Origin of the sequence: Dyadobacter sp. OTU695 (assembly GCF_038440355.1) — a bacterium.
Taxonomy (GTDB): domain Bacteria; phylum Bacteroidota; class Bacteroidia; order Cytophagales; family Spirosomataceae; genus Dyadobacter.
In genome coordinates this window covers 1-22,445 of record NZ_JASATN010000022.1, presented here as the reverse complement: position 1 = coordinate 22,445, position 22,445 = coordinate 1, and the positions used below count along the sequence as shown (strand labels likewise).

Here is a 22,445-nt window from a genome sequence, read left to right as displayed (position 1 = left end):
ATGAATGTGCAGAATTACTTTTCCAGCAACTCGTCAAGGTTACCCAGCGCCATCGTGAATCCTTCCTTGAAGCCCATCTGCATGATTTGCTCGATGTCCTCATATTTGTCATACTGAATCACGACGGAAACAGTAGTTGTGCCATCGGCTTCGGTGAAAGTATTCGTCCAGGTAGACCGTGCGAAGTCCTGGTTGATCGTGCCGTTTTCATCACAGAATGCATCGATCGCCGAAAAGCTCTTTTGGGGATTAATCGTTTTGTAGTCTGCTTTCGCCCAATGCTCTTCGCCCTCGGGACCTACCATGGCGTAGAGCCAGCTGCCGCCTTCACGGAAATCCATAGATTTGGTCCGCGCTTTCCACGGGCGCGGCGCCCACCATTGGTCGAGCAGCTCACTTTGGGTCCATGCAGCCCAGACCTTTCCAACCGGGGCGGCAAATTCACGTTCTACATTGACACGGCTATTCTCCTTGTCTACCGAAAAATTCATTAACAGGTTACTTTTCATTGGAATCGGAATTTAGGTTGATTAAAAGTTGATCTAATTGATTAAAACGGTCTTCCCAGTGTTTTTTGAACTGCGTCAACCAGTGGTCGAACTCTTTCATTTTCACAGGATTGAAATAATAATGAATCTCCCTCCCGACCTTGTTCTGCGTGAGCAGTTCACAATCGGCGAGTACCTTGATATGCTTCGAAACCGCCTGTCTGGTAGTGTCAAAATGTTCTGCCAGCGCATTAGGCGTCATAGATTGCGCGGCAATCAGCACGAGAATCGCCCGCCGCGTCGGGTCCGCAATAGCTTGAAATATATCTCCTTTCATACACGATCGAAATATGCAACTTGATGGTTGCAAATATATGCGCAACTTTTGAGTTGCGCAAGTTTTTTGATAATTTATTTCGAATCGTTTGTCAGAAAGCTTTACCGGAAAATAATTTTTATGCACATTGAAGATAAATCGCACCTTAAAAATTTGAATTATGAAAAAGATGTACAACTGGCTGTCAACCAAGACATTGATTGTCGCTTCGGTGGCGGCGTTTACGTTGGCCGGCTGTCAGGAAACTACCGTTGAAAACCAACCTTCTCCGCCTTCGGAAACTTCCGGCAATGCGCTGCGGACAAGTGGTGAAAATGAATTTGTGGAAGGGGAATTACTGATCCAGTTTAAAGAAGGCGTATCGGCCGCTGCCAAGCAGAAGGCTTTTGACAGGGTGAAAGGTCAACCTGTTGAGAAAATCCTGACGAAGGCGATGGAACGGGCCGGTAAGAAAGAAGGGCTGGCGCTGGTGAAGGTTAACAAAAATGTGTTGGAAGCCATTGCCGAACTGAATGGCGCGGAGGGCGTGGAGTTCGCCGAACCCAATTACGTGTATTATCACACCGCAATTTCGACGGACACCTACTTTACCAACGGATCGCTTTGGGGTATGTATGGCGCGGGTACGAGCCCTGCGAGCCCCTACGGCAGTAATGCGGCGGCTGCCTGGGCAGCTGGTAACACCGGGCTCGCTTCGGTGTACGTCGGGGTGATCGACGAGGGTATCCAGCTCACACATCCGGACCTGGCAGGTCAGATTTGGGTTAATCCTGCCGACCCCACTGACGGCGCCGACAACGATGGAAACGGCCTTGCAGACGATACCAACGGGTGGGATTTCGCCAATAACGACGCCACCATTTACGACGGCGGCACCAAAGGCTCCCTCGACGACCATGGTACGCACGTGTCGGGTACCATTGGCGGCAAGGCGAACGGCCAGGGAGTTGTAGGTGTAAACTGGAACATCAGGCTCATTTCGGCGAAGTTCCTAGGCCGTCGCGGCGGCACCACCGCCAATGCGGTAAAGGCAGTCGACTATCTCACCAACCTGAAAAACCGCGGCATTAACATCGTTGCCAGTAACAATTCCTGGGGTGGCGGAGGCTATTCACAAGCATTATACGACGCGATTGCCCGCGCCAATAATGCGGGAATTATGTTCATTGCTGCTGCTGGTAACTCCGGGACGAACAACGACGTTACGGCGAGCTATCCGTCCAACTACAATCTACCCAATGTGATTGCAGTGGCAGCGATCGATAAAAACGGTGCACTGGCAAGCTTCTCCCAATACGGCGCTACTACTGTGGACATTGGCGCGCCGGGCGTTGCCATCAACTCTACTACGGCCTATAACACCTATTCGTCTTACAACGGCACTTCCATGGCGACCCCGCACGTGACAGGCGCTGTGGCTCTGTACGCGTCTACACATCCGGGTGCGTCCGTCGCACAGATCCGCAATGCTATTCTGTCCAGCGCGGTACCTACCGCTTCATTAGCAGGAAAGACAGTTACTGGCGGGAGGTTGGATGTGAATGCGGCTTTGAGCAAGTAGGTTTGTTGAATCTTTGTGGAAGGGAGAATGGCGTTGGGCTGTTCTCCCTTTTTTGATAATAAGTGGCTGATGGTGACGGTGCCTACGAATAGGATGGGATTGGCAAAAAAGATAGGAAACTAGGTTGTCCAATTTTCGAGCCTAATCTTTCAAAACGGTTCTATCTGACGGGTTGCAACTCAGCTGTTACGAATATCCTCTATAATCTCATCGGCCGATTTATCAGAGACAAAGGCACCAAAGGCCTTGCGAAAGGAAGATTTCCTTTTGTGAGAAGTCAATTCATCCTTCTCGCCTAGCCTGGATATCAGCGCGAGTTTGTCATCAGCGCTCAGATTGCCCAAAAGGGAGGCATAAGCATCCACGATGGTTGTATTTCTTTTTGCTGGTTTCATCTAACTTTAAATTTACAAAAAATGCCCATATGTACACTAAGAGGGATATCCCTCGACGACCCGAGGTCGACCTTCATGCACCGCAGGCGTTTTCGAAGTATGGAATGAAGATAATTCGTCCGTAAGCGTCAAGCTACTTTGCCTGATAAGCGAAACCAGTCACTTATTTATTTCAATTTAAGCCGTCGACGCTTTGTAAGTGGGCATAAGCGGTTTAAGTTTACCCCATCCAATCCAATTTTTACCTGTATGAGGGACGGCGGTATTGCCAAGCCTAATGTGCTGTTTTGTCATTCACCGAAAACGGTGTCGTGGCTACCGTAATGGATTAAACACCATTGCCCGGGGGGCAACGATAAGCGCGGAAAGTCGTATCGAGCCCGAACTCACGAATTATTGAAAATCGGTTTGATGATCGGAAAATGTGCCATTCGGGTTAAATAGGTAGGTTCGTTTATTTTCTTTTATTTCGGCTAGTATTCTGTCCGTATCGGGAGTTTTAGTGATCATTTCCTTAACCTGAAAATAAAGCAACTCTCCAACAGTGATACCTGCCTTATCCTTATCAAATTCGAGTTGAGGAAGGTCTGCTTTTATTTGGTAATCACCTTTGCCGGAGATTTCTGAAAAAAATACAGGTCTGTTTTTGATACTTAGGTTGCAATGGGTCGCGATTGCAAACAGCTCGCACATCTGGAAATGGGTTACCGGTGCAGTAATTTTTCGGAGAGTTTCGGTGAGAGCGTTAAGGACGGCACATGAGTCATTCAAGACGCATATTATAACCTTTTCATCCATACGAAAGAGTATTGTCTGCGCAGTTGTGTTGTCATGAAAGTAAAATTGGGGAATCGAGTCGTGCTGAATGCCAGGTATGATAAAAACAGAACCTATCGCTTGTGGAGTGATCTGTGCAGCTGTATAATAGGCTCTCGCAATACAGTGAATATGATGCATTGATTCCCATATATAGGAGGCGCCAATTTTAGGACTTTGTTTCCTTTTGTCCATGGCCCAATCAAAATGCATATCTTTCAAGTGTGTCTTTAAAAAGATAAGATTTAGCCATTGGAACAGGAGGCCGATATTCTGATGTGAATTAGTCAGAGCGAAAGTGAATTCATTGAACGGCAATTTTAGCAGCTTACTCATCGGAATCTCCACTTTATCTCCCAGCTCCGAATTGCAGTCTTTACAACATGGAATGGTGTATTTGCCGTAAAGTTGACCCAATTGGTTTGGAAGGTTTATGATCTGACTATGTAGCTGGTACTTTGCCAACAGCCAATCAGGGAGAATGTGCTCATTATTGAATTCTTTCGAATGGGGCGGCGCACCGCAAATAAAGCAATGGTTCTGAAGTACAATTTTTTCATAAAATTCCTCGACACTGAACAGCACTGTTCGGCCATCGTCAGTTTTTACGCTGTCATACCCCATTGCCTTATTGTTTGGAAAAGCATGAGGCTAAGATACACGTTATTAGTTGTTTAATGTAATGGTCACCATCCCCCGTGCAGGAATTTTAAACCCCTCTTTCAAATTCCCAACCTTCCCCCTTTTCATATCAACCCCGGTCTCCCCGGTAGTCAAATAAACATCCGCATCACCCTTTACCTTCAACCCACTCACCTCCGGCTTCAAAACCCGCGCTTCATTCCCATAATTAATAGCCACCAAAACCACCTGCTTCTCACTCGCATACGCCGAAACCATTAAATCCTGCGCGATTTGTTCGGCGGAAAGATCGTCATTCCGGATAATGTTTAACCGGTACATGCCCGGGCGGATGAAACGGCTATAATGGCCCAACGCCCATAAGTTTTTGGTGGCGGTGATGGTGCCGTCGGTATATTCGTTGTTTGAGGGTTTGAGGGCGATGAGGTAGTAACGCGTGTCGAAATCGGGGTTGCCGGGTTCCCAACTGTTCCAGAGTTGCCAGGCGGCGGCGTTGCCGTACACGAGGTCGTCGTGGATGACCTTCGAGAGGAACAGGGCGCAGTCGATGGCGGGGATGCGGCCGGCTTTGCCTTCGCGGTAGCCGTCGGCGAGCATGGAATACTCGGTTTGCCAGAAGGCGACGCCGTATTTGGCAGTTGTGTCGGCTACGTGGCGGCGGATGGCGATGCGGGCGCTGTCGCCTTTGTCGGTGAAGTAGCTGTGGCCTCCGATGAGGGACGGGAGGTGTTTCAGGTTTTTGAGGAAGAGCTTGCTGCCGGGTTTGAAAAAGGCCTGCGTTTGTTGGTTAGCGTTACCCGTTTTGCCGTAAAGAAAATCGAGCTGGGCGGCTTCGGTGAGGAGGATTTTGGAAGGCGATCCGGTGGCGGTCAGTGCGCTGTCGAGGGCTTTGGCGACGTGCGCGATCTCATCGTTGCGCCACGGGCTGCCTTCCTGCTTGGCGCCTTGGCCGGGTGCGTGGTACCAGTCCCATTGCGGCTCGTTGACCGGACTGATGTAGTTGAAATGCAAGCCCTCGCCATCGAAATGCTTCAAAACTGTCACCAGAAAGCCCGCATAGCCGCTATAATGCTCCGGTTTGAGGTTTGAAATGTAATCTTTATCCGTTTTATAGCCCCGTCCATTCTTAGTAAACTGTACCGGCGGTGTATTGGAGAATGCAATGAGGTTCGCTACACCGTATTCCTTCGCTTTTTTGGTAAACCAGACATAACCGGCCTGTTTCGACCAGTCGTATGTGCCATCCGGGCGCAGGAAGCATTCGACGCGTTTGCGGAAATCGGTGATGCCGCTGCTGTCGCCCTGCTCCGCGGTGCCGCCGCCGATGTTGAACCGCCAGGCTGAGAGTCCGATTCCTTTGGGATTGCCGTTGGTGTCGAATTCCTTGCTGAAAAGCCATTCCGCCATTTGCTCGCGGTTTTGCGTCGGCCAGTTTTTGGCAATCCCTTCGGTGAACCAGGCACCGGCAGCGCCAAAGTTGTCGATCTTTTGGGCCTTGTTTTTGATGTCTATTTGAACAACCAGTTCACGCGGTTTTTGGGCGTAAACCGTAACGGTAAAAAGCAGCGAAAGAGCAGTAAGCAGTAGTTTTTTCATCGACTAAGGATTCAGGAATATTATTAATCAAAACATATTAAAACCCATAGCAAGAAGGATCAGCACGACGACCCAACCCGCGGTTTGCAGCAGCAACGAATGCCTGTAACTGCCCATCAGGCGCGGCTTGCGGCTCGCTACAAGCAAAATCCCAAGCGCTACCGGGAGTACGAAGCCGTTCAGCGTACCTACAAATACCAGTACTTTTACCGGACGGCCGACCAGCAGGAAAACGACGGTGGAAATGAGGATAAAAACAATGGTAATGTAAGCATGATATCGCTCGATGAGCGGGTGAAACGACCTCAGAAACGATATGGAAGTATAAGCTGCCCCGACGACGGAAGTAATGGCCGCCGCCCAGATCATCAACCCGAAAAGCTGCTTTCCGAATGTTCCTGCTGCATTTTCGAATACGGAAGCGGCCGGGTTTTCCGGATTAATGCTGACGCCGGTGAGGATAATGCCCAGCGTGGCGAGAAAGAGCAGGTAGCGGATCGTGGCGGTAATGAGGATGCCCGTTGATGCGCCCTGGTTGACTTCCTTCAACGCACTTTCGCCCCGTACGCCCGAGTCGAGCAGGCGGTGCGCGCCGGCGAACGATATGTACCCGCCCACGGTCCCGCCTACGAGCGTGAGGGTGGCGATCGCGTCGAATTTTTCGGGGAAAAAGGTGTGTTTCAAGGCACTTTCCAATGGCGGGTGCGAGGTGAATGCGACGTAGAGAATGAGGGCTATCATCACAAAACCGAGGATTTTGGCGAAACTGTCCATCGCTTTCCCGGCTTCTTTGAAAAGGAAAATGGCGATGGCAATGCCCGCACTGACGACGGCTCCGGTTTTAACCGAAATGCCCGTCATAGCTTCGACGCCCAGGCCTGCGCCTGCCACATTGCCGATGTTGAATGCGAGCCCGCCTGTTACGATGAGGAATGCGAGGAGGTAACCGAGGCCGGGGAGCAGTTCATTGGCCAGGTCCTGGGCGCGTTTGCCGGAAACGGTGATGATCTGCCAGATGTTGAACTGGACGGCGAGGTCGATCAAAATCGATATAAAAATAATAAAACCGAAACTCGTCGCCAGCTTTTCGGTGAAGACGGTCGTTTGCGTCAGGAAGCCGGGGCCTACCGCGGAGGTGGCCATCAGGAATGCTGCGCCTAGCAGGGCATTTTTGTTTTTTGACATTTTTGATTTAGCCACGAATTTCACGAATGTCCACGAATGCGCTTTGTGTTCCTTTGTGTCTTCGTGGCATTTAAAGTTTAAACACCATACCCCCCGCCCCCCGGAGTTTCAATAGTCAAAATATCCCCCGCATCCACTTTCAGACTACAAATCCCCGGTAGCTCATTATTCAAACCATTTGATAACAGCGTATGCTTCCCGCAAAGCCCATCGCCACCTCCATTCATCCCATAAGGCGCATACCGCCGGTGTTGGCCGAGCAACGTCACCTGCAAGGGCGCGAGAAATTCCAGTTTACGAACGATTCCATCCCCGCCGCGCCAATGCCCCGCACCGCCCGAACCGCGACGAATGCCGAATTCCAGCAGTCTGACCGGATATTTCCGCTCCAACTGTTCCGGATCCGTAATGCGCGTGTTCGTCATGTGCTGGTGAACCGCCGAGCGGCCGTTGAACCCGTCCCCTGCACCCACGCCGCCGCCAATGGTTTCGTAGTAGCCGAATTGCTCGTTCCCGAAAAGGAAATTGTTCATCGTCCCCTGGCTGCAAGCGGCGAGGCCAAATGCTTTCAACAAGGTATCGACCAGCCGCTGGCTCACTTCCGTATTACCGCCTACCACCGCCGGGCAGCGCAATGGGTCGTCCGAAAAATCGGGGTGCAGGAAGCTGTTTTCGGGTAATTTAATTTCCACATCCCGCATCAGTCCGTCGTTCAAAGGAATTTCCTGATCAACCAAAAGCCTTAAAACATACAGAATGGCGCTGTACAGAATGGAAATGTTGGCATTCAGGTTGTTCGGATGGACGCCTGACGTGCCGGTAAAATCGAAAACTTGCTTATTATCGGTTATGCTGATTTTTACGACGATCCGATGGTCATCATCCAGGGATTCTGAAGCTTCGAAAACCCGGCCCTGCAATGGTACCAATGCATTCCGGAGCTGCGAAACAGCCGTCTGTTTCAGCAGACCCATATATTTCTGCACGGTTGCCAATCCATGATTTTCCACCAGTTTCAACAACTGCGCGCTGCCTTTTTTCAATGCCGACAATGCTGCGATAATGTCCGCTTCATTGGAGAGGAACGACCGGGTAGGATAGGGGCCGCTGGTAAAAAGAGCCCGCAATGTCTCCCACTGAAATTCCCCCGCCTTCACTAGGTACTGCGGCACAATCACCACGCCTTCTTCGGCCAGGCAGGTAGCATCCGGCGGCATCGAGCCGGGCGTTTTACCCCCGACTTCCGCATGGTGCGCACGGTTGATGACGTAACCGACGCAAATCTCGTCCTCCGTAAAAACACCGGAAAGCAAGGTAATATCCGGCAAATGCGACCCGCCGTAACGTGGATGGTTGGTAATTACCACATCGCCCGGGTCAATCGCGATGGCCTCGCGCACGAGGCGCCCGCATATGCCCATGCTACCCAGGTGTACGGGAATATGCTGCGCATTTACGAGCAGTTCGCCATCGGCATCGAGCAGGGCGCAGGAGAAATCGAGGCGCTCTTTGACATTGACGGAAAAGGCCGTCCGCTGCAACTGAACGCCCATTTCGTCGGCAATGGCTTTGAAACGGTTCGTGAAAAGTTGTAGTGCTACTTCCTCGCTTTGCTGGCTTGCATTGACCTTTGCAGCCCGTGTTTTCCGGGCAATGGCGTCGAGCCCGTGCTGAATCACGAGCTGCCAGCCTGCCGGCAGATAAGTGGTGGAAGTATTGTTGAGTAGAATGGCAGGCCCGTCAATTCCGTCGCCCGGTAGTAGATTATCCCATTCAAAAACGGCTGTTTCGGGTAGCCTAATGTCAGTCATAAGAGGCCTGGTATGGCCGGAATCCGCTGCTTTTCGCCCGATTCCGATGATCGTGAACGGTTCCTGACGCGGGCTTTGCTCCTGCACTTTGAGCTTGATACTTTCCAGTTCCACCATCGCATTGGCGGGATAGTAACCGAATTGCGCGCGGTAGGTTTCCTCAAATGCTTTCAGTGTATTTTCCGCTTGGAAAGGTATTTCAATGGTATTTTCCTGACCCGCAAAACGCAGGTAGAGATGGCAAAAAACAGTTTCAGAAGCAATAATACCCTGTTCCCCTAAAATTTCGCCCGCCTGTTTTTCCAGAACATCACGCCATCTGGCAATGTGCTGCGATGCTCCCTGCCACGGCGAAAGGAGCTGCTTCGAAACAATAGTGCTAATCAACGCCTCACCAATGCCCGCCGCGCTGAAAAGCCCGCCGTCGTAGGGCAGCAACACCGTGTCCATATCCAGTAATTCGGCCAACTGGCAAGCGTGGAGGCCGCCCGCACCGCCAAAGGTGACGAGAGCAAATGCATTGGGGTTAATGCCTTTTTCCACTGAAATCTTGCGGATCGCGTCGGCCATTTTCTCGTTGGCAATGCGTTCGAGGCCGGTCAGGATTTCCTGGTGGCTGAGTAGGTTGCCGGTTTGGGCTTGAATTGCGGTCCTGAGCTCTCCCAGCCGGGTAATCGCCGACGCCGGGTCAATGGGAATGCTGAATTTGGAAGTTTCCAGTTTGCCCAGCAGCAGGTTCACGTCTGTTACCGTCAACGGTCCGCCGGCGCCGTAGCAAGCCGGGCCGGGCGATGCACCAGCGCTTTCAGGACCTACTTGCAGGGAAAATCCATCAAACCAGCAAACCGAGCCACCGCCTGCGGCCACGGTTTCAATGGCCAGGGTAGGGTTATGGAATTCAATGCCGTCGATTTCGGTAATGTATTTCAGTTCCGGCTGGCCGTCTATCAGCGCCGTATCGGTGCTGGTACCGCCCATGTCGAATGTGATTGCTTTGGTGAAACCCAGTTTTTGGGCAAAATTCGTTGCCGCGACCATTCCGCCTGTCGGCCCGCTGAGCAGGCTGTCTTTCGCGCGGAAACCGCTCACTTCCGAAAGGCTGCCCGTACTCGTCATCACTTGCAGGCTGGCGCCGTTCAATACAGCCCTGATATTGGTCAGATATTGATCCAGTATCGGGTCGAGATAGGCGTTGACGACCGCGGTTTGCGTTCTTCGCAGGTAATGCGAGAATGGAAACAGGTCGGAGGAAGCGGAAATGTAGTTCGCGCCATTATCCCGGAAATGCCCTGCAACCCGCTTTTCATGTTCCGGGTTTTGGTAGGAATGCAGCAGTGAAATGGCTACTGACTTGTAATCAGTAGGTCTGTCTTTATCCACAATTTGTGTTAATTTCAATTCTTCCAACACATTTCCGCTTGCATCCAGCCGCTCTTCCACTTCGAGCACTTCATTATAAAGCAGTTTAGGTTCAGGAATATTGAGCTGGAAAAGCGAAGGACGCTGCTGGTTGCCGATGTAAAGCAGGTCTTTAAAACCTTTTGTAACAACCAATAAAGTTTTAGCGCCTTTTCGTTCGAGTAATGCATTGGTGCCCCTGGTCGTGCCCAGTCGCATTGCGATCGGTGGGAGTGGGTGATCCAGTGGTGTTTGCGTGAGCAGGCGTGCGGCCAGGATGGGGGCTTCTTCGCCGGTGGTTATTTCAAAATCTACCGCTTGTGTGAACGCCAGATCGTCCGCTAATGTGATCGTGTGTTGCTGCCGGTCGATATGGATAACGTGACTCGTCTCATTGTTGCCGTGCAGTTTGAATGTATAGTTTTTGAAAAGGTCGCCATCGTGTGGCCAGGAGGCTTCGAAACGATAGGTACTCGGGCTTGATTTTCCGGTAATGCGGCCGCGAAGGCAACTGGAACTGAGTACTTTGATGCGCGTCTTGTTTCCGGCCGGATCAATAGCGAGGCAGTCGGTAAATGTCCCGCCGGTATCGATCCAGATTTGCCAGGCGGTTGCAGGGGTGTCTTTCAAAACAACGAATTTGTGAGAATAGAGTGATCGGATTCCAATTTAGCCAAATCAATAACACAGAATCGGTTTTTGGACACGTTTTAATGATTCAAAATTGCAGTTTTGGGGCCTCCTGATGAACACCAGACACCCATTAAATATCTCGGAACCCCTTCTGATATTCCCCCGGTGACATCCCCGTTGTTTTCTTGAAAACCCGGTTGAAATTCGTCACATGGTCGAAACCTGTCTGGTAGCAGATATCCGAAAAGCTGTCAAATTTGCCTGAAAGAATGATCTTGCAGGCTTCATTAATGCGTACCTCATTCAAAAAACTGACAAATGTCTTATCCGTATGCTTTTTGAAATACCGGCAAAATGCCTGGGGCGTAAGGTTGGCGATCTCGGAGATTTCCGCGAGGGAAATGTGGCGTTTGTAGTTCGTGACGAGGTATTGAAAAATGCGGTCCATGCGGATACCTTCGACTTCGGAAATGACCTGTTCGCTATTGCTCGTGGCCAGCGGCTTCAAATCACGGGTGGTGGAGAACTGGTAAAGGAGCTTGATGAACGCCGCAACCCGTTGACTCTCTTTGTGGTGAATGATTTCAGAAATGATCTTCTGCACAGCCTCCCGCGCTTCTTCCGGAATTTGAAAACCATTATGTACCCCGTTCACGAACTTCCGGATATTGGCCATTTCCGGCAGGCTCAGAATATTTTGGGATAGGTAATTGGGATCGAAAAAGATGGAAACGGAGTGGATTTGCCTGGGTTCGTCAGGATTGAAATAGGACTCGTCGTTCTTGAAGATGTGTGATTGATTGGCACCGATAATGTAAATGTCGCCGGACTCGAACCGCTGCATATAATTTCCCGCAACCAGAATGCCCGAGCCTTCTACTACCCATTCGATTTGAACCTCGCGGTGGCGGTGCAAATGCGGGTAGTAATGTGGTAGTTTTTCCTCCTGCACTACAATTGTACTTTCGCGGGAAACGGGGATAGTGAACTGTACGACTTTCATAATACTAAATATACGCAGGAAGGTTGGTTAATGCCTTATGCGGATTTGGATTTTAGGGGTAGATTTGCATTTTTTTTCGGTTGAGGCTGACGGAGGAACAAACGTCTATTGGTTGTTACATGCCTGACGGCATTGCGAAACGGAGTCACGATCTGTTAGCTACCAATGTTTCATGCCTGACGGCATTGTCGAAATCAGTAACACGGTTCATTTCAGGCAACAAGTCGCGTAGCGACGCAACATTGGTAGAAACCAGCCGCTGTTTGCATTCATTTCCAATCCCGTCAGGGATGTAACATCAATGCGAACGCAACACAGGCCAGCCATCCTTCCATTCCAAACGCTCTACACGCAACTTCGATCTCCCCTTATCCTTCACATTGTAACCATGGAAAACCAGATAGTCCACGCCATCAGACGTGCAAACGGTATTATACCCGACGCCGTGCCAATCTGCATTGCCTTCCAGCAGTAATGTACCGCCGCCCTGCTTCATTGGCGTTCCATTGCGGTCGAGGTAGGGACCGGTTAATGCTTTCGAACGGCCCAGGCGCATTTTTTAAGTACTTTTTGCACCCCGGCAACAATAACCATAGGAGGCAAAGAGGTAGAAATAATCAAATTTTTTGAAAATAAATGGCGCTTAGATGGCCCCATCCTGGGCGCGACCGATTTGCACGCCCAGGATGAGTATAAAGAACATGAATTGCCTCATTATTTCAGTATGATCTTCTGCGGCATGCCGAAAAGCATTTCGCCCACGCCCGAAGTCTTCACGCCTATACGCGCGTAAACGTACGGCCGCGAGGCAAGGTTAGCCGGAATATTGGCTGTCAGTGTAACCGGTTTCGACAGGTCGGTCAGATTCGCAGCTACTTCCTGCGCATTGGCGATATTATTGTTGGGGTCAACGATCGTCGTGGTACCAATGTAAAGGTTCACCCGTTCGATAGTCCGGCCGGTTGCCACCTGTTGCACATTGAAAGTGGCCGAGACTTTGCCTTCGCCTTTGGAATACACTTCATTTTTAAACACAAAATAAGGGTTGACCGGCACATCGATTTCTTTCGAACCGCGCAACTCCACGTCGATGGAATCGGTATTGTCGGTCCACGGGCCATTGCCGCGGAGCCTTACGAGTTTGTAGTTGCCATCGAAAAGCGAGGCGGAGAATGTGCCGTCCTGGTTTACGTGCACCGGCAACTTGGTGAAAAGCTGGTAACCATGCTGCCAGAGTTCGAGCTGTACACCATTGGAACGCAGACCAACGGGTTGTCCTTCGAATACGACCCGCCCCTTCAAAACCGACTTAGGTTCGGTGCGATTATCTTTTTCACATCCTGACAGGCCGACCATGAATGCCAGCAGCAAGGCGGGAATGCATTGTATGATTTTTGATTTCATAGCGATTAATGGAATGGGTTACGAATGATTTTCGGGTTGTTATCGATGACGTTCTGCTGAATGGCTGAGTAATAGTTGCCCATCTGGAAGAATCGGGGAGCGCGGAAACGCGGTGCTACGAGCTTGTCGAAAACATATTTGCCGTGGGAAGCGTGGCCCGGGCGTACTACACGGTAAGGATATAATGCATACACAACCGCATCCGGATTGGCCGGATTGCCATTCCAAACTTCGTGGGCAATGCGCCATCTTTTCAAATCCCACACGCGGTGATCTTCGAATGCCAGCTCGACGCGGCGCTCGTTCTGGAGCTTTTCCAGGTTGAGCGTTTTCAAGCTGTTGGCGGGGAAGCCGGCGCGCTCGCGGACGGTGTTGGCATATTTCAATGCATCGGCAGTTTGTCCCAGTTCCAATGCGGCCTCGGCGGCATTCAGGTAAATTTCACCCAAACGGAACCGTACCCACCACATGTCGCTGCGAATACCGCGTGTGCTGGACATGGCGGTTTGGTCCACATATTTGCGGAGATAGAACCCGGTGTTGGAAACCTCGGTTTGCGAACGCTGAGGGCCGGAAGCACCGGTAAGCAAGCCTCCGTCTTCATAAAGAGAGCCCAGAACGTTGGATTCGACAGTTTTGAAAGCATTTGTCGCATTATCCCAGACTTTTACCCCGGCCTGTATCTGAACTTCCAAACCACGGAACGTCGTACCAGGGAAGATGACCGTTCCGTAGAGGCGGGCATCCTTGTTGGCAAAAATGTCCTGTAACTTGTCGTAATAGATGTAATCCGTGTTGCCTGTATTGCGGTTTTTGAGCTCACCCGAAGAGCCGTCGAGGTATTCGTAGTCTTCGACCAGGTTCAGCGAAGGTGTAATGGACGACGACGACAGGTTATCTTCCCGTACGTTGCGCGCAATGTTGTCATAAGTGAACCCATGGCGCTTGTCTTTGGTAACCAAAAAATCCTGCGCCCAGATTACCTCGCGGTTAGCGCTTTTCTTCGTAATGGCTTCATAGAAGTTTACACCTTTATCGGGATTGGATTTGTAAAGTTCATAGTTCCCGCTATTGATGATCTCCTTCGAAGCTTCCAGCGATTTGGTATAATAATCGTTGGCGCGGGAAGCAGGAATCCCCACCTCACCGCCTGGCGTGGAAATAGGCGATGCCATTTTACCATTGTACTTCGCAATCGAAGCAGCGTAGAGCATTGCGCGACTTTTTACTGCTAATGCGGTAAACTTGTTGGCGCGGGTGTTACTGGTCCCGTTCCCCAGCTGATCCTTCACGGCATCGAGCTCGCTGGCGATGAAGTCGTACACTTCTTCTTCCTTGTTACGGGGCTGTTGGAGCGCCGCAGGATTGCCATCGAAGTTGTAAATGAGCTGTTGGGTTACCAGCGGGACACCGCCCATGCGCTTTACGTGCTCGAAATACGCGAATGCACGCAAGAACCGTAGCTCAGCAGTGAACTGCGCCTTTTGGGCATCTGAGATTTTGACCGCATAAGTCCCGATATTTTCCAGCGCCAGGTTAATGTCACGGATCAGCCCGTAGTCCCAAAGCCGCCACCGGTCCACCGGGTAGGAGAGGATATTGTTCCGAGCATCGTCGTTGTTGGACCACATCGCCTCGTCATAGGCGGCAAAATCCTGCCAGCCTTCCCGGTTGGTTGCATTCACATCACCATTGGAGCCATGGTTGAGGTCGGTATGGTAGGGCAGGCGATCGTAATAGTTGGCAAGTAGCCCCGTGATCATCTTTGGATCGTTCCAGACCTGCTCTTCTAGGATAATGTTCTGCGGCTTGCGTTCCAGCCAGTCGTTGCAACCGGCAAAAACGAGCATGGAGGCAGAAACGAATATTTTGAGTGATAGTTTTTTCATAATCAGTTTTTAGAAAGTAAGGTTAAAACCTGCATTGAACAAGCGCTGCTGGGGGTATACCAATGCATTACCCGATGAAATCTCCGGATCGATTTCGTACTTCTTCACATTGTCGATCGAAAAGAGGTTGGATGCATTGACATAAATGCGCAGTGCCGAGAGGCCCAGTTTCTTCGAAATTTTCTGATCAAAACTATAACCGAATTCGATGTTACGCAGGCGGATATAGCGAACGTTGGTAATCCAGAAATCGCTTTTCCGGAAATTCACGTGGCTGGTATTGTCCTTGCGGAGGGCTGGATAGGTGCCTGGGACCCATTTACTGTTGGGATCGAACGGATCTTCGCGGTGCCAGCGGTCTTCAAGCATGAAATGCGGCGAGGTACCATTGTTCTGATAAGGAATTTTCAATTCCCAGTTGCGCTGGAAGCTTTGCAGCGAAGCGCCCGCAAAGTCGAAGAACATCGAGAAGCCTTTGTAAGAAACACTTCCGTTCAATGCAAAGCTCAGGTACGGGTTGGCGCCTTCCGCGTATCCGATCGGACGTTCGTCGAGACCGTTGATGATGCCATCGCCGTTGACATCCTTGTAAATGAAATCGCCTGGGAGTTGGCTGCGGTTGCCCTGTCCGTCGTTATCGACCGTATGGCTCTCGATCTGCTCCATCGACTGGAACTGGCCTACCACCTGGTAACCCCAGTTGATATTTCCCCAACGGTCTACGAATGAGTCGCGGTATTCGTTAAAGGAATTCCCGAAGCGCGGTTTGTAGAAGTCCAGGTCGCGACGGCGGGATAGCGTCGCATTGGCGCTCAATGTATAATCAACCTGTCCTACATTGCTTTTGTAGGTCAAAACCCCTTCCAAACCGCGGTGCGTATCAGAATTCAGGTTTTCGTTTGGCAAAGAATAACCCACTTCTGAAGGCAGCAACACGTCGTAACGGGCAGCCGGTAAGCCTTCGCGCTTTCTTTCGAAAATATCAAACTGACCCGTGAGCTTTCCGTCCAGCAAACCAAAGTCGAGACCGATGTTGGTCGTAATGTTGGTGATCCAGGAAAGCGTCGTGATCGGTAAGCCTCTCGGACGAACGCCAATGGTGTAGTTACCATCAAAAATAGCACTGCCTTGCAGGAAGTTGTAACCCGGCAAATAGCTGAACGGTGCTACCAGGAAGTTGTCGTTGCTCAGGCGGTCGGCACCGGTACGGCCGTAGGAAGCACGGAATTTCAGGCTGCTGAACACATTTTCCAGTTTGCCTTTGAAGAAGTTCTCCTCCGAAATACGCCATCCAGCGGAAACGCCGGGGAAGAAACCGTAACGTTTGCCAGGCGCATACAGGAACGATCCGTCATAGCGGCCCACCAGTTCAAGCAGGTATTTTTGTTTAAAATCATAATTAATCCTGCCCACATAACCGGCCCGCGCCTCGGTGCTCCATTCGTCGATGAGTACATCCTGGTTGGCGAAGGACATCAGCGGGATGTAATTATTCGGCGGAACCGTGTGGACCACCAGGTAGGTGTTCACATTATCGGAACGCTCGTAGGCTGCAACGGCCGAAATGTCGTGGTTACCGAATGATTTAGCATAACTCAGCTGCAACTGCGCAAACCGGTCGACGATATTGCGTTTCCGGCGTTCGCGCCAGGGGTTCTGGTTACCGCCCCCGGGCACTACATTGTAGGTGTCGTTCTTTTCGTCGTAGGTATAGGCGTCATAGGTGTATTCAAAACCGTCGAAATCGAAGTTGGTGAATGCGTAGGAATAGGTCCCTTTCGCTTTCAGGCCAAATTTGAAATCATATTCGGCGTAAAAGTTGCCCTTCACATTTCGCCAGACCTCGTCGATGTAGCCTGTCACGTCCTTCTTGTAAGTAGCCGGGTTGACGTTCACATTGTGGGTCTGGTTGATGTATTTCGGATTGTCGTTTGCATAAGGACGCTCCGTAGGCCACATGGTGAAGATACTGAGGAAGGGGTTGAAGTAATCATCCAAACCCGGTACCCCTACCTGGAAGCGGTTCTCAATGCGGCCGCTGATCTGCGTTCCTACTTTCAAACCTTTGGTCAGGCTGGATTCGATGTTGGCCTGAATGTTCGTCCGCTTGAAGTTATAATCGCGGATCAAGGCATCCTGGTTCAGATGGCTGATGGAGAGGAAGTAATTCATTTTCTCCGAACCGCCCTGCACGCTCGCATTGCCGAAGTACTGGGGCACATTCGGGCGCATGACCATATCGTAATAATCAAAGCTTTGGTAGCCCTTTTCAGTACCCACGCGCCATTTTTCCAATTCAGCAGGCGTAATGGAAGGTGTACGTCCCTGGTTCACATCCGACTCGACGAGCCCGCGCATGTGTTGGTAGGCATTCGCAGGCCTGGGGTAGCGCGTGAAGTTTTGCAAGCCATAGTAGCCCGACAGGCTGATTTTCGTACCATCGCCTGCCTTACCTCTCTTGGTGGTTACCAAAACAACCCCGTTCGACGCCCGCAGACCGTAAACAGCCGCAGAAGCGTCTTTGAGGATGGAAACGCTCTCGATGTCATTTTGTCCAAGGTTGTTGAAACTGGCCGCATCCGAAGGAACTCCGTCGATAACGAAGAGGGGCGTTCCCATGTTCCGGATCTGAATGGTCGTGGCAGCACCCGGGCGTGCATCCGCTTTACGGGCGGTGATTCCCTGGACGCGGCCTACCAATGCATCGGCCGTTCCGATCGACGGCGTGCGGATGAGATCTTTGGCCTGAATGTTGCTCACCGCGCCGGTTACCGCCGCCGAAGACTGGGTTCCGTAACCTACCACGACCACTTCGGTCAGTTCTTCGCTGCTGGGGAGCAATGTCACCTGAATGTTAGATTGGCTGCCGATCGCGATTTCCTGGGATGTGTAGCCGATGAAGGAGAATGATAGCGCGGTCGCTGTTTCGGGCACGCTCAGTGAGTAGGTGCCGTCGGTGCCGGTAATGCTGCCCGTTGTGGTGCCTTTCACGACCACGCTTACGCCGGGGAGCGGAGTGTTCTTTTCGTCGACAACCTTTCCGGTGATTGTTTTGTCGATGTTTTTTCGGTAGGTGATGGCCGGTTCAAAGCGCAGTTTTTCCGACCAGACCTCCTGGGGCGACAGGCATCCTGCCGCCAAAAGGGCAAAAAGAGGCCTGCAAAGCCCCGAGTAGGGGTTTCGTCTTTGTTGGTTGTTCATTGTTAACCTGGGTTAGATGTGAGTAGTTGTTAAAGCATTATAGTTTGTTGGTATTCTTAACTATTTATTAATAAAAATTATTGAATAAATACTATTTAAAAAATGGCGCAAAAATAGCCCTCCCGCGGGTCTTGGAAACCCGTCGCACGTTTTGTGTTTTAAAATCAACCACCCAGATTCGCGAAGGCACTTTTAAATGCCTTGCGAATCTGAACGTTGACAACTATACGCTAAACTTGAATTGTTTTTGAAACCATAGGCGAATGCAGTTAAGAATTATAGCCCTTTTTCCTTTACAACTTTCATGACCCCGGTCATCAGACGCCAGTGGCCAGGGAACGTACATACATACGGATAGTCTCCAACCTGATCCGGTACTACAAACTTCAAGCGGTAAGTTTGGCCGGGGTTTACGAGCGGTGTCGCAGCCAAAACCTGAGGGATATTAGGTACATAATTCTTCTCTGCGCCATCTTTGGCGGTGATCATTTTGTCGGCAGCAGCGCCGATGATCTCGGTAGACTTGGGACGTCCTACCACAATGTTATGCTGCATCGCATCCGGGTTTTCGAACACGATTTCAACAGTTTTACCGGCCACCGCTGTGAATTCAGTGACGGTGAATTTCATTTCTTCACGAATCGCCTTGATCGTCACAACCTGTACATTCGGATCGGCGGCAACGTCTTCTTTAATGCCGTAGGATTCGAGCAAAGTTGTGTAGCGGCTGCTCAGGTCGTCCGGGATCGTGCTTTTAACGCTTGTCAGCAACTTCTGGCCTTCGTCGCTGGTGGTTTCCTTCCGTTTCGGGTTCCATGCACCCAGGATACCTTTGATGATCGCATTACGGCCCTGCGCGTCCAGCGATTGTGACGTCTGGATGAGTTTCAGCACATCGTCACCGCTTGCGTAAGAAGTGTATCCACGCACGGTACGTTCCAACGCGAAATCCGAAAGGCGGTCGAGGCGGCGCACTTCGAACGACTTGCTCATCGTGTTGTTTTTGTTCTCGTCTTTTTCGGGAACTACATTGTCCACGTCGACGGTCGCCGTTACGTTCACTTTACCGGCTTCATCGGAAGTGAAACCAAATGCGGTTTTCCATGGACCATTGTTACCTTCAACAAGCTTAACGGTTTCGCCCGGGGCAATACCATTGGTAAGCTGGCGGCTGATATAGTTCGTATTCAATGAGCGGCTGCGGATACCAACATTCACGACAGGCACCTGCTCTTTCGTCACGGGTACGGAACCGATGTTGGTAATCTCGATCACCACGCGTGCATATTCACGTACGTAAGGTGTCTTCGGCTCGATTACGATGTTGGTAATCGCGAGGTCGGCAGCGCCTTGCACCGTCACTTTGCTTACGCCGTGACCTTCGTGGTTCATGGCCGCGTGATCTGCGTGGCTGGCAGCAGTTGTTTGCTGCGCAGCTCCCGCTGAACCAGCTTTTGCAGCACGTTGAGCAAGGTATTTCTGACGCAAAGCTCCGTCATGTGAATTCAGGATGGCGGCAAATGCATCCGGCATCCAGCGGTCTTCCGCGTTGGAATAGTTATCCAGCAATGCAAGCACGGCGGTTTCGATCTGCGGAATCAATGGAATTTCGGAGAATGCCAACAATGTGTTCAGTACCACCAATGGCTCTTTGTCGTGCAGCGCATCGGCGGTAAGCAATACCTCGCCCGTAGCTGCTGTGCGTGGAAGCACTTTTACAGCCGTTTTACGTACGTCGTTCGACGGGTGTTTCAATGCTTCAACCACCACGGGCAACACTTGCGGGTCAGAGATCGCATTCAAACCTTCCAGTGTCCACAATGCGTGGATCACAGCCGTATTCAGGCCGATTTCGTCTACGGATTTGTCCTTGACGAGTTCAACCAGCTTCGCAACTACATCTTTGTTGCCGCGTTCTACCAAAAGGCGCTGCGCATGCTGGCGCCAGAACATGTTGTTGTTTTTCAAAGTCGCTACCAGTTCGTCCGGGCGTGATTTGCTCAGAGAAATCGGCGTGTACTTCGGTGCATTCTTCCAACCGATACGGTAAAGACGGCCGTGGGTGAAATCGCGCAATGGCGTTTCGTAGGCATTGCCTTTTCCGTTTTCCGAACCTTTGGGAGTAGGGTTATGCTGGATAATGTAGCTGTACCAGTCGGCTACCCAAACGGCGCCATCCGGACCCACTTCGGCGAATACGGGAGCAACCCATTCATCGGCACCGGCGAGCAGGTTAAAGCCCAGCTGATCTTCATAATCCGTACCTTTTTTCACCATTACATTGCGGTGCAGGATGTGGCCGGTAGGCTCTGAAACGAATGCGACCTTGTTCCAGTATTCTTTCGGGTATGCACGGGCGGTGTAGAAGTTGTGGCCCGCTGCGGCAGTAAAGCCACCGAATACGTCAACCTGCCGTACTTTCGGCGTGATGGGCTGCATATCCTTGTGGGTATCGGTGCTGCGGCTGCCGTTATCCACCTTGCTCGCGCCGAAATAGCGGTTTGGAATGGCGCTGTACCAGCCGTGAGAGTTGTTTGCAGTAGAACCGAACAGGTCGCCGGCCTCGTTGAAGCCCAATCCCCAGGTGTTGTTCGAAGTTTTGGCAACGATTTCCATATCCGAACCATCTGGTTTGAAGCGGAACAATGCCTGACCAAAATCAAGGTCTGCGCTTTTGCCTACTTTGCCTTTGAAGCCGGAGTATCCTACCGAGCCGTAAACCCAGTTGTCGAAGCCATAATGCAGGTTGGAAGGGCCTGCATGGGTATCGCCGGTTCCGAAGCCGGAGAAGAGAATTTTCTTCACATCAGCCTTGTCGTCACCATCGGTATCCTGCAAAAACAGCATATGCGGTGCCTGCGATACAACCAGGCCGCCGTTAGCGAACGCCAAACCGGTTGGAATACTCAAATCATCGGAGAATTTCGTGAATTTGTCGGCTTTGCCATCTTTGTTCGTATCCTCGCAGATCAGGATGTAGTCGCTACCACCTGTGTCTTTGCGTTCGTTAGGATAATCTTTCGTGATCAGTACGTATAACCTGCCGCGCTCATCCCATGTCATCGCGATCGGGTGCATGACGTCAGGCTCGTGTGCGAAAACGTCCAGGGTAAAGTCAACCGGGATTTGAATGTGTTTCACAGACTCTTCCGGTGAAAGCGGCAACTGCTGCAATTGCGGTCCGGGGCGCTGCTCGTAGTTAGGAAGCTTTGCCTCGCGGTATTCGAATGGCTTCGGGGCCAATGCCGCCAGCGACTTGCGGGCATCGTCGTTCACAGCCCAGAGAATACCTTTTTCGATTAGGTCCTGGAAGCCTTGCGTGCCCCAGGTACGCTCGTCGTGGCCATATGCGGTGTAGAAAATGCGGCCTTTGCCATGCGTTCTCACCCAGGTGTAAGGCTCTTTCTGCTGTCCGGGACGGTCTTTTTCCTGGTCTTTCTGGATCAGGCGCTCGGTCAATACGATGTTATCGGGTTGCAGCAAGGTGTGCAAATACGTTTCGTCCACCGTTTTGAATGGTTTCACGCCTGCGATGGCGGGGTGGTCGGGCTTCGTCCATACCGGCTGGATCGTATCCCAGGTATGGCGCCAGAACTGCCCGCCGATCAGCTTTACTACCTCTGCATTGTTGCGGAAGCAATAGGAAGCGCAGTGAATGGGGATAAATCCTTTTCCGCTGGCCACATAGTCGAGCAGCGACTTCGCCTGTTGCGGCGCGATCGAGTCCCAGTTGGCATACAGCATCAATGCGTCGTACTTGTTCAGCGTTTCGGGGTTCAGGTCGTTGAGGTTATCCGTGTAGGTAAAGTTGAACCCTTTGGGACCCAATGCAGCCATGATCTGCGGAACGCGTTCGGCGGGCTTGTGATGGCCCTTGTCGCCCAGAAACAGGATTTCCAGTCGGCGTGCCTTTCCAGCCTCGCTTTTGGAAGAAGCACTTTTAACCGACGCGTTCTGAGACGTTTGCTGAGAGGCACATCCCAGCAGGACAATACCTAAGATAAAGGATAACGCTTTGGTTTTCATTGAGGTTAATTGTTTCTTGTGGTAATGGAATTTGATTGGCTTGCAGTGTGTGAGTTTTAT

General features: G+C 51.2%; 14 protein-coding genes. 1 reads left to right on the top strand and 13 read right to left on the bottom strand.

What is annotated here, in order from left to right; all coding sequences use genetic code 11:
* Positions 1–14 precede the first annotated feature (14 nt).
* Positions 15–509, bottom strand: a complete 495-nt coding sequence (locus AAHB90_RS27515) for an SRPBCC family protein (RefSeq protein WP_342088468.1) — start codon at positions 507–509, stop codon at positions 15–17.
* Positions 499–825 carry an ArsR/SmtB family transcription factor gene (locus AAHB90_RS27510; protein WP_342088467.1) on the bottom strand — a complete coding sequence of 109 codons (327 nt, stop codon included), beginning with the start codon at positions 823–825 and terminating at the stop codon, positions 499–501. Before AAHB90_RS27510 ends, AAHB90_RS27515 begins: the two co-directional genes overlap by 11 nt.
* 160 nt (positions 826–985) lie before the next feature.
* On the opposite strand from AAHB90_RS27510, the gene AAHB90_RS27505 reads away from it, so the two are divergent.
* Positions 986–2,386 (top strand): S8 family peptidase, encoded by a 1,401-nt coding sequence (locus tag AAHB90_RS27505; protein ID WP_342088466.1) that lies wholly within the window; start codon positions 986–988, stop codon positions 2,384–2,386.
* 179 nt (positions 2,387–2,565) lie between these two features.
* Here the strand turns inward: AAHB90_RS27505 and AAHB90_RS27500 are convergent, their stop codons facing one another.
* The 11 genes from AAHB90_RS27500 to AAHB90_RS27450 form a co-directional block, all read right to left on the bottom strand.
* Positions 2,566–2,781: a hypothetical protein gene (locus AAHB90_RS27500; protein WP_342088465.1), complete on the bottom strand. Its 216-nt coding sequence runs from the start codon at positions 2,779–2,781 to the stop codon at positions 2,566–2,568.
* A gap of 393 nt (positions 2,782–3,174) precedes the next feature.
* Positions 3,175–4,221, bottom strand: coding sequence for a hypothetical protein (locus AAHB90_RS27495; RefSeq protein ID WP_342088464.1), 1,047 nt, complete (start codon positions 4,219–4,221; stop codon positions 3,175–3,177).
* Positions 4,222–4,263: 42 nt separating this feature from the next.
* Positions 4,264–5,835: a glycoside hydrolase gene (locus AAHB90_RS27490; RefSeq protein ID WP_342088463.1), complete on the bottom strand. Its 1,572-nt coding sequence runs from the start codon at positions 5,833–5,835 to the stop codon at positions 4,264–4,266.
* A gap of 27 nt (positions 5,836–5,862) precedes the next feature.
* On the bottom strand, positions 5,863–7,020 hold the full coding sequence (locus AAHB90_RS27485) for an NRAMP family divalent metal transporter (protein WP_342088461.1): 1,158 nt from the start codon (positions 7,018–7,020) through the stop codon (positions 5,863–5,865).
* Between the two features lie 77 nt (positions 7,021–7,097).
* Positions 7,098–10,859 carry a hydantoinase B/oxoprolinase family protein gene (locus AAHB90_RS27480; RefSeq protein WP_342088460.1) on the bottom strand — a complete coding sequence of 1,254 codons (3,762 nt, stop codon included), beginning with the start codon at positions 10,857–10,859 and terminating at the stop codon, positions 7,098–7,100.
* Positions 10,860–10,992: 133 nt separating this feature from the next.
* Positions 10,993–11,865, bottom strand: coding sequence for an AraC family transcriptional regulator (locus AAHB90_RS27475; protein ID WP_342088459.1), 873 nt, complete (start codon positions 11,863–11,865; stop codon positions 10,993–10,995).
* A gap of 298 nt (positions 11,866–12,163) precedes the next feature.
* A complete protein-coding gene (locus tag AAHB90_RS27470) occupies positions 12,164–12,421 on the bottom strand; it encodes a family 43 glycosylhydrolase (protein ID WP_342088458.1) in 258 nt (85 codons plus the stop codon).
* 158 nt (positions 12,422–12,579) lie between these two features.
* Positions 12,580–13,269 (bottom strand): DUF3823 domain-containing protein, encoded by a 690-nt coding sequence (locus AAHB90_RS27465; RefSeq protein WP_342088457.1) that lies wholly within the window; start codon positions 13,267–13,269, stop codon positions 12,580–12,582.
* 5 nt (positions 13,270–13,274) lie between these two features.
* Positions 13,275–15,158: a RagB/SusD family nutrient uptake outer membrane protein gene (locus AAHB90_RS27460; protein WP_342088456.1), complete on the bottom strand. Its 1,884-nt coding sequence runs from the start codon at positions 15,156–15,158 to the stop codon at positions 13,275–13,277.
* A 9-nt stretch (positions 15,159–15,167) separates the two neighbouring features.
* A complete protein-coding gene (locus AAHB90_RS27455) occupies positions 15,168–18,359 on the bottom strand; it encodes a SusC/RagA family TonB-linked outer membrane protein (RefSeq protein WP_342088455.1) in 3,192 nt (1,063 codons plus the stop codon).
* Between the two features lie 276 nt (positions 18,360–18,635).
* Complete coding sequence (locus AAHB90_RS27450) at positions 18,636–22,385, bottom strand: PVC-type heme-binding CxxCH protein (protein ID WP_342088454.1); 3,750 nt, start codon at positions 22,383–22,385, stop codon at positions 18,636–18,638.
* Positions 22,386–22,445: the final 60 nt, after the last annotated feature.

What these genes read in the sequence shown, in the direction of transcription:
- AAHB90_RS27515 (WP_342088468.1), bottom strand. Translation starts at nt 509, where the DNA reads ATGAAAAGTAACCTGTTAATGAATTTTTCGGTAGACAAGGAGAATAGC.
- AAHB90_RS27510 (WP_342088467.1), bottom strand. Translation starts at nt 825, where the DNA reads ATGAAAGGAGATATATTTCAAGCTATTGCGGACCCGACGCGGCGGGCG.
- AAHB90_RS27505 (WP_342088466.1), top strand. Translation starts at nt 986, where the DNA reads ATGAAAAAGATGTACAACTGGCTGTCAACCAAGACATTGATTGTCGCT.
- AAHB90_RS27500 (WP_342088465.1), bottom strand. Translation starts at nt 2,781, where the DNA reads ATGAAACCAGCAAAAAGAAATACAACCATCGTGGATGCTTATGCCTCC.
- AAHB90_RS27495 (WP_342088464.1), bottom strand. Translation starts at nt 4,221, where the DNA reads ATGGGGTATGACAGCGTAAAAACTGACGATGGCCGAACAGTGCTGTTC.
- AAHB90_RS27490 (WP_342088463.1), bottom strand. Translation starts at nt 5,835, where the DNA reads ATGAAAAAACTACTGCTTACTGCTCTTTCGCTGCTTTTTACCGTTACG.
- AAHB90_RS27485 (WP_342088461.1), bottom strand. Translation starts at nt 7,020, where the DNA reads ATGTCAAAAAACAAAAATGCCCTGCTAGGCGCAGCATTCCTGATGGCC.
- AAHB90_RS27475 (WP_342088459.1), bottom strand. Translation starts at nt 11,865, where the DNA reads ATGAAAGTCGTACAGTTCACTATCCCCGTTTCCCGCGAAAGTACAATT.
- AAHB90_RS27470 (WP_342088458.1), bottom strand. Translation starts at nt 12,421, where the DNA reads ATGCGCCTGGGCCGTTCGAAAGCATTAACCGGTCCCTACCTCGACCGC.
- AAHB90_RS27465 (WP_342088457.1), bottom strand. Translation starts at nt 13,269, where the DNA reads ATGAAATCAAAAATCATACAATGCATTCCCGCCTTGCTGCTGGCATTC.
- AAHB90_RS27460 (WP_342088456.1), bottom strand. Translation starts at nt 15,158, where the DNA reads ATGAAAAAACTATCACTCAAAATATTCGTTTCTGCCTCCATGCTCGTT.
- AAHB90_RS27455 (WP_342088455.1), bottom strand. Translation starts at nt 18,359, where the DNA reads ATGAACAACCAACAAAGACGAAACCCCTACTCGGGGCTTTGCAGGCCT.
- AAHB90_RS27450 (WP_342088454.1), bottom strand. Translation starts at nt 22,385, where the DNA reads ATGAAAACCAAAGCGTTATCCTTTATCTTAGGTATTGTCCTGCTGGGA.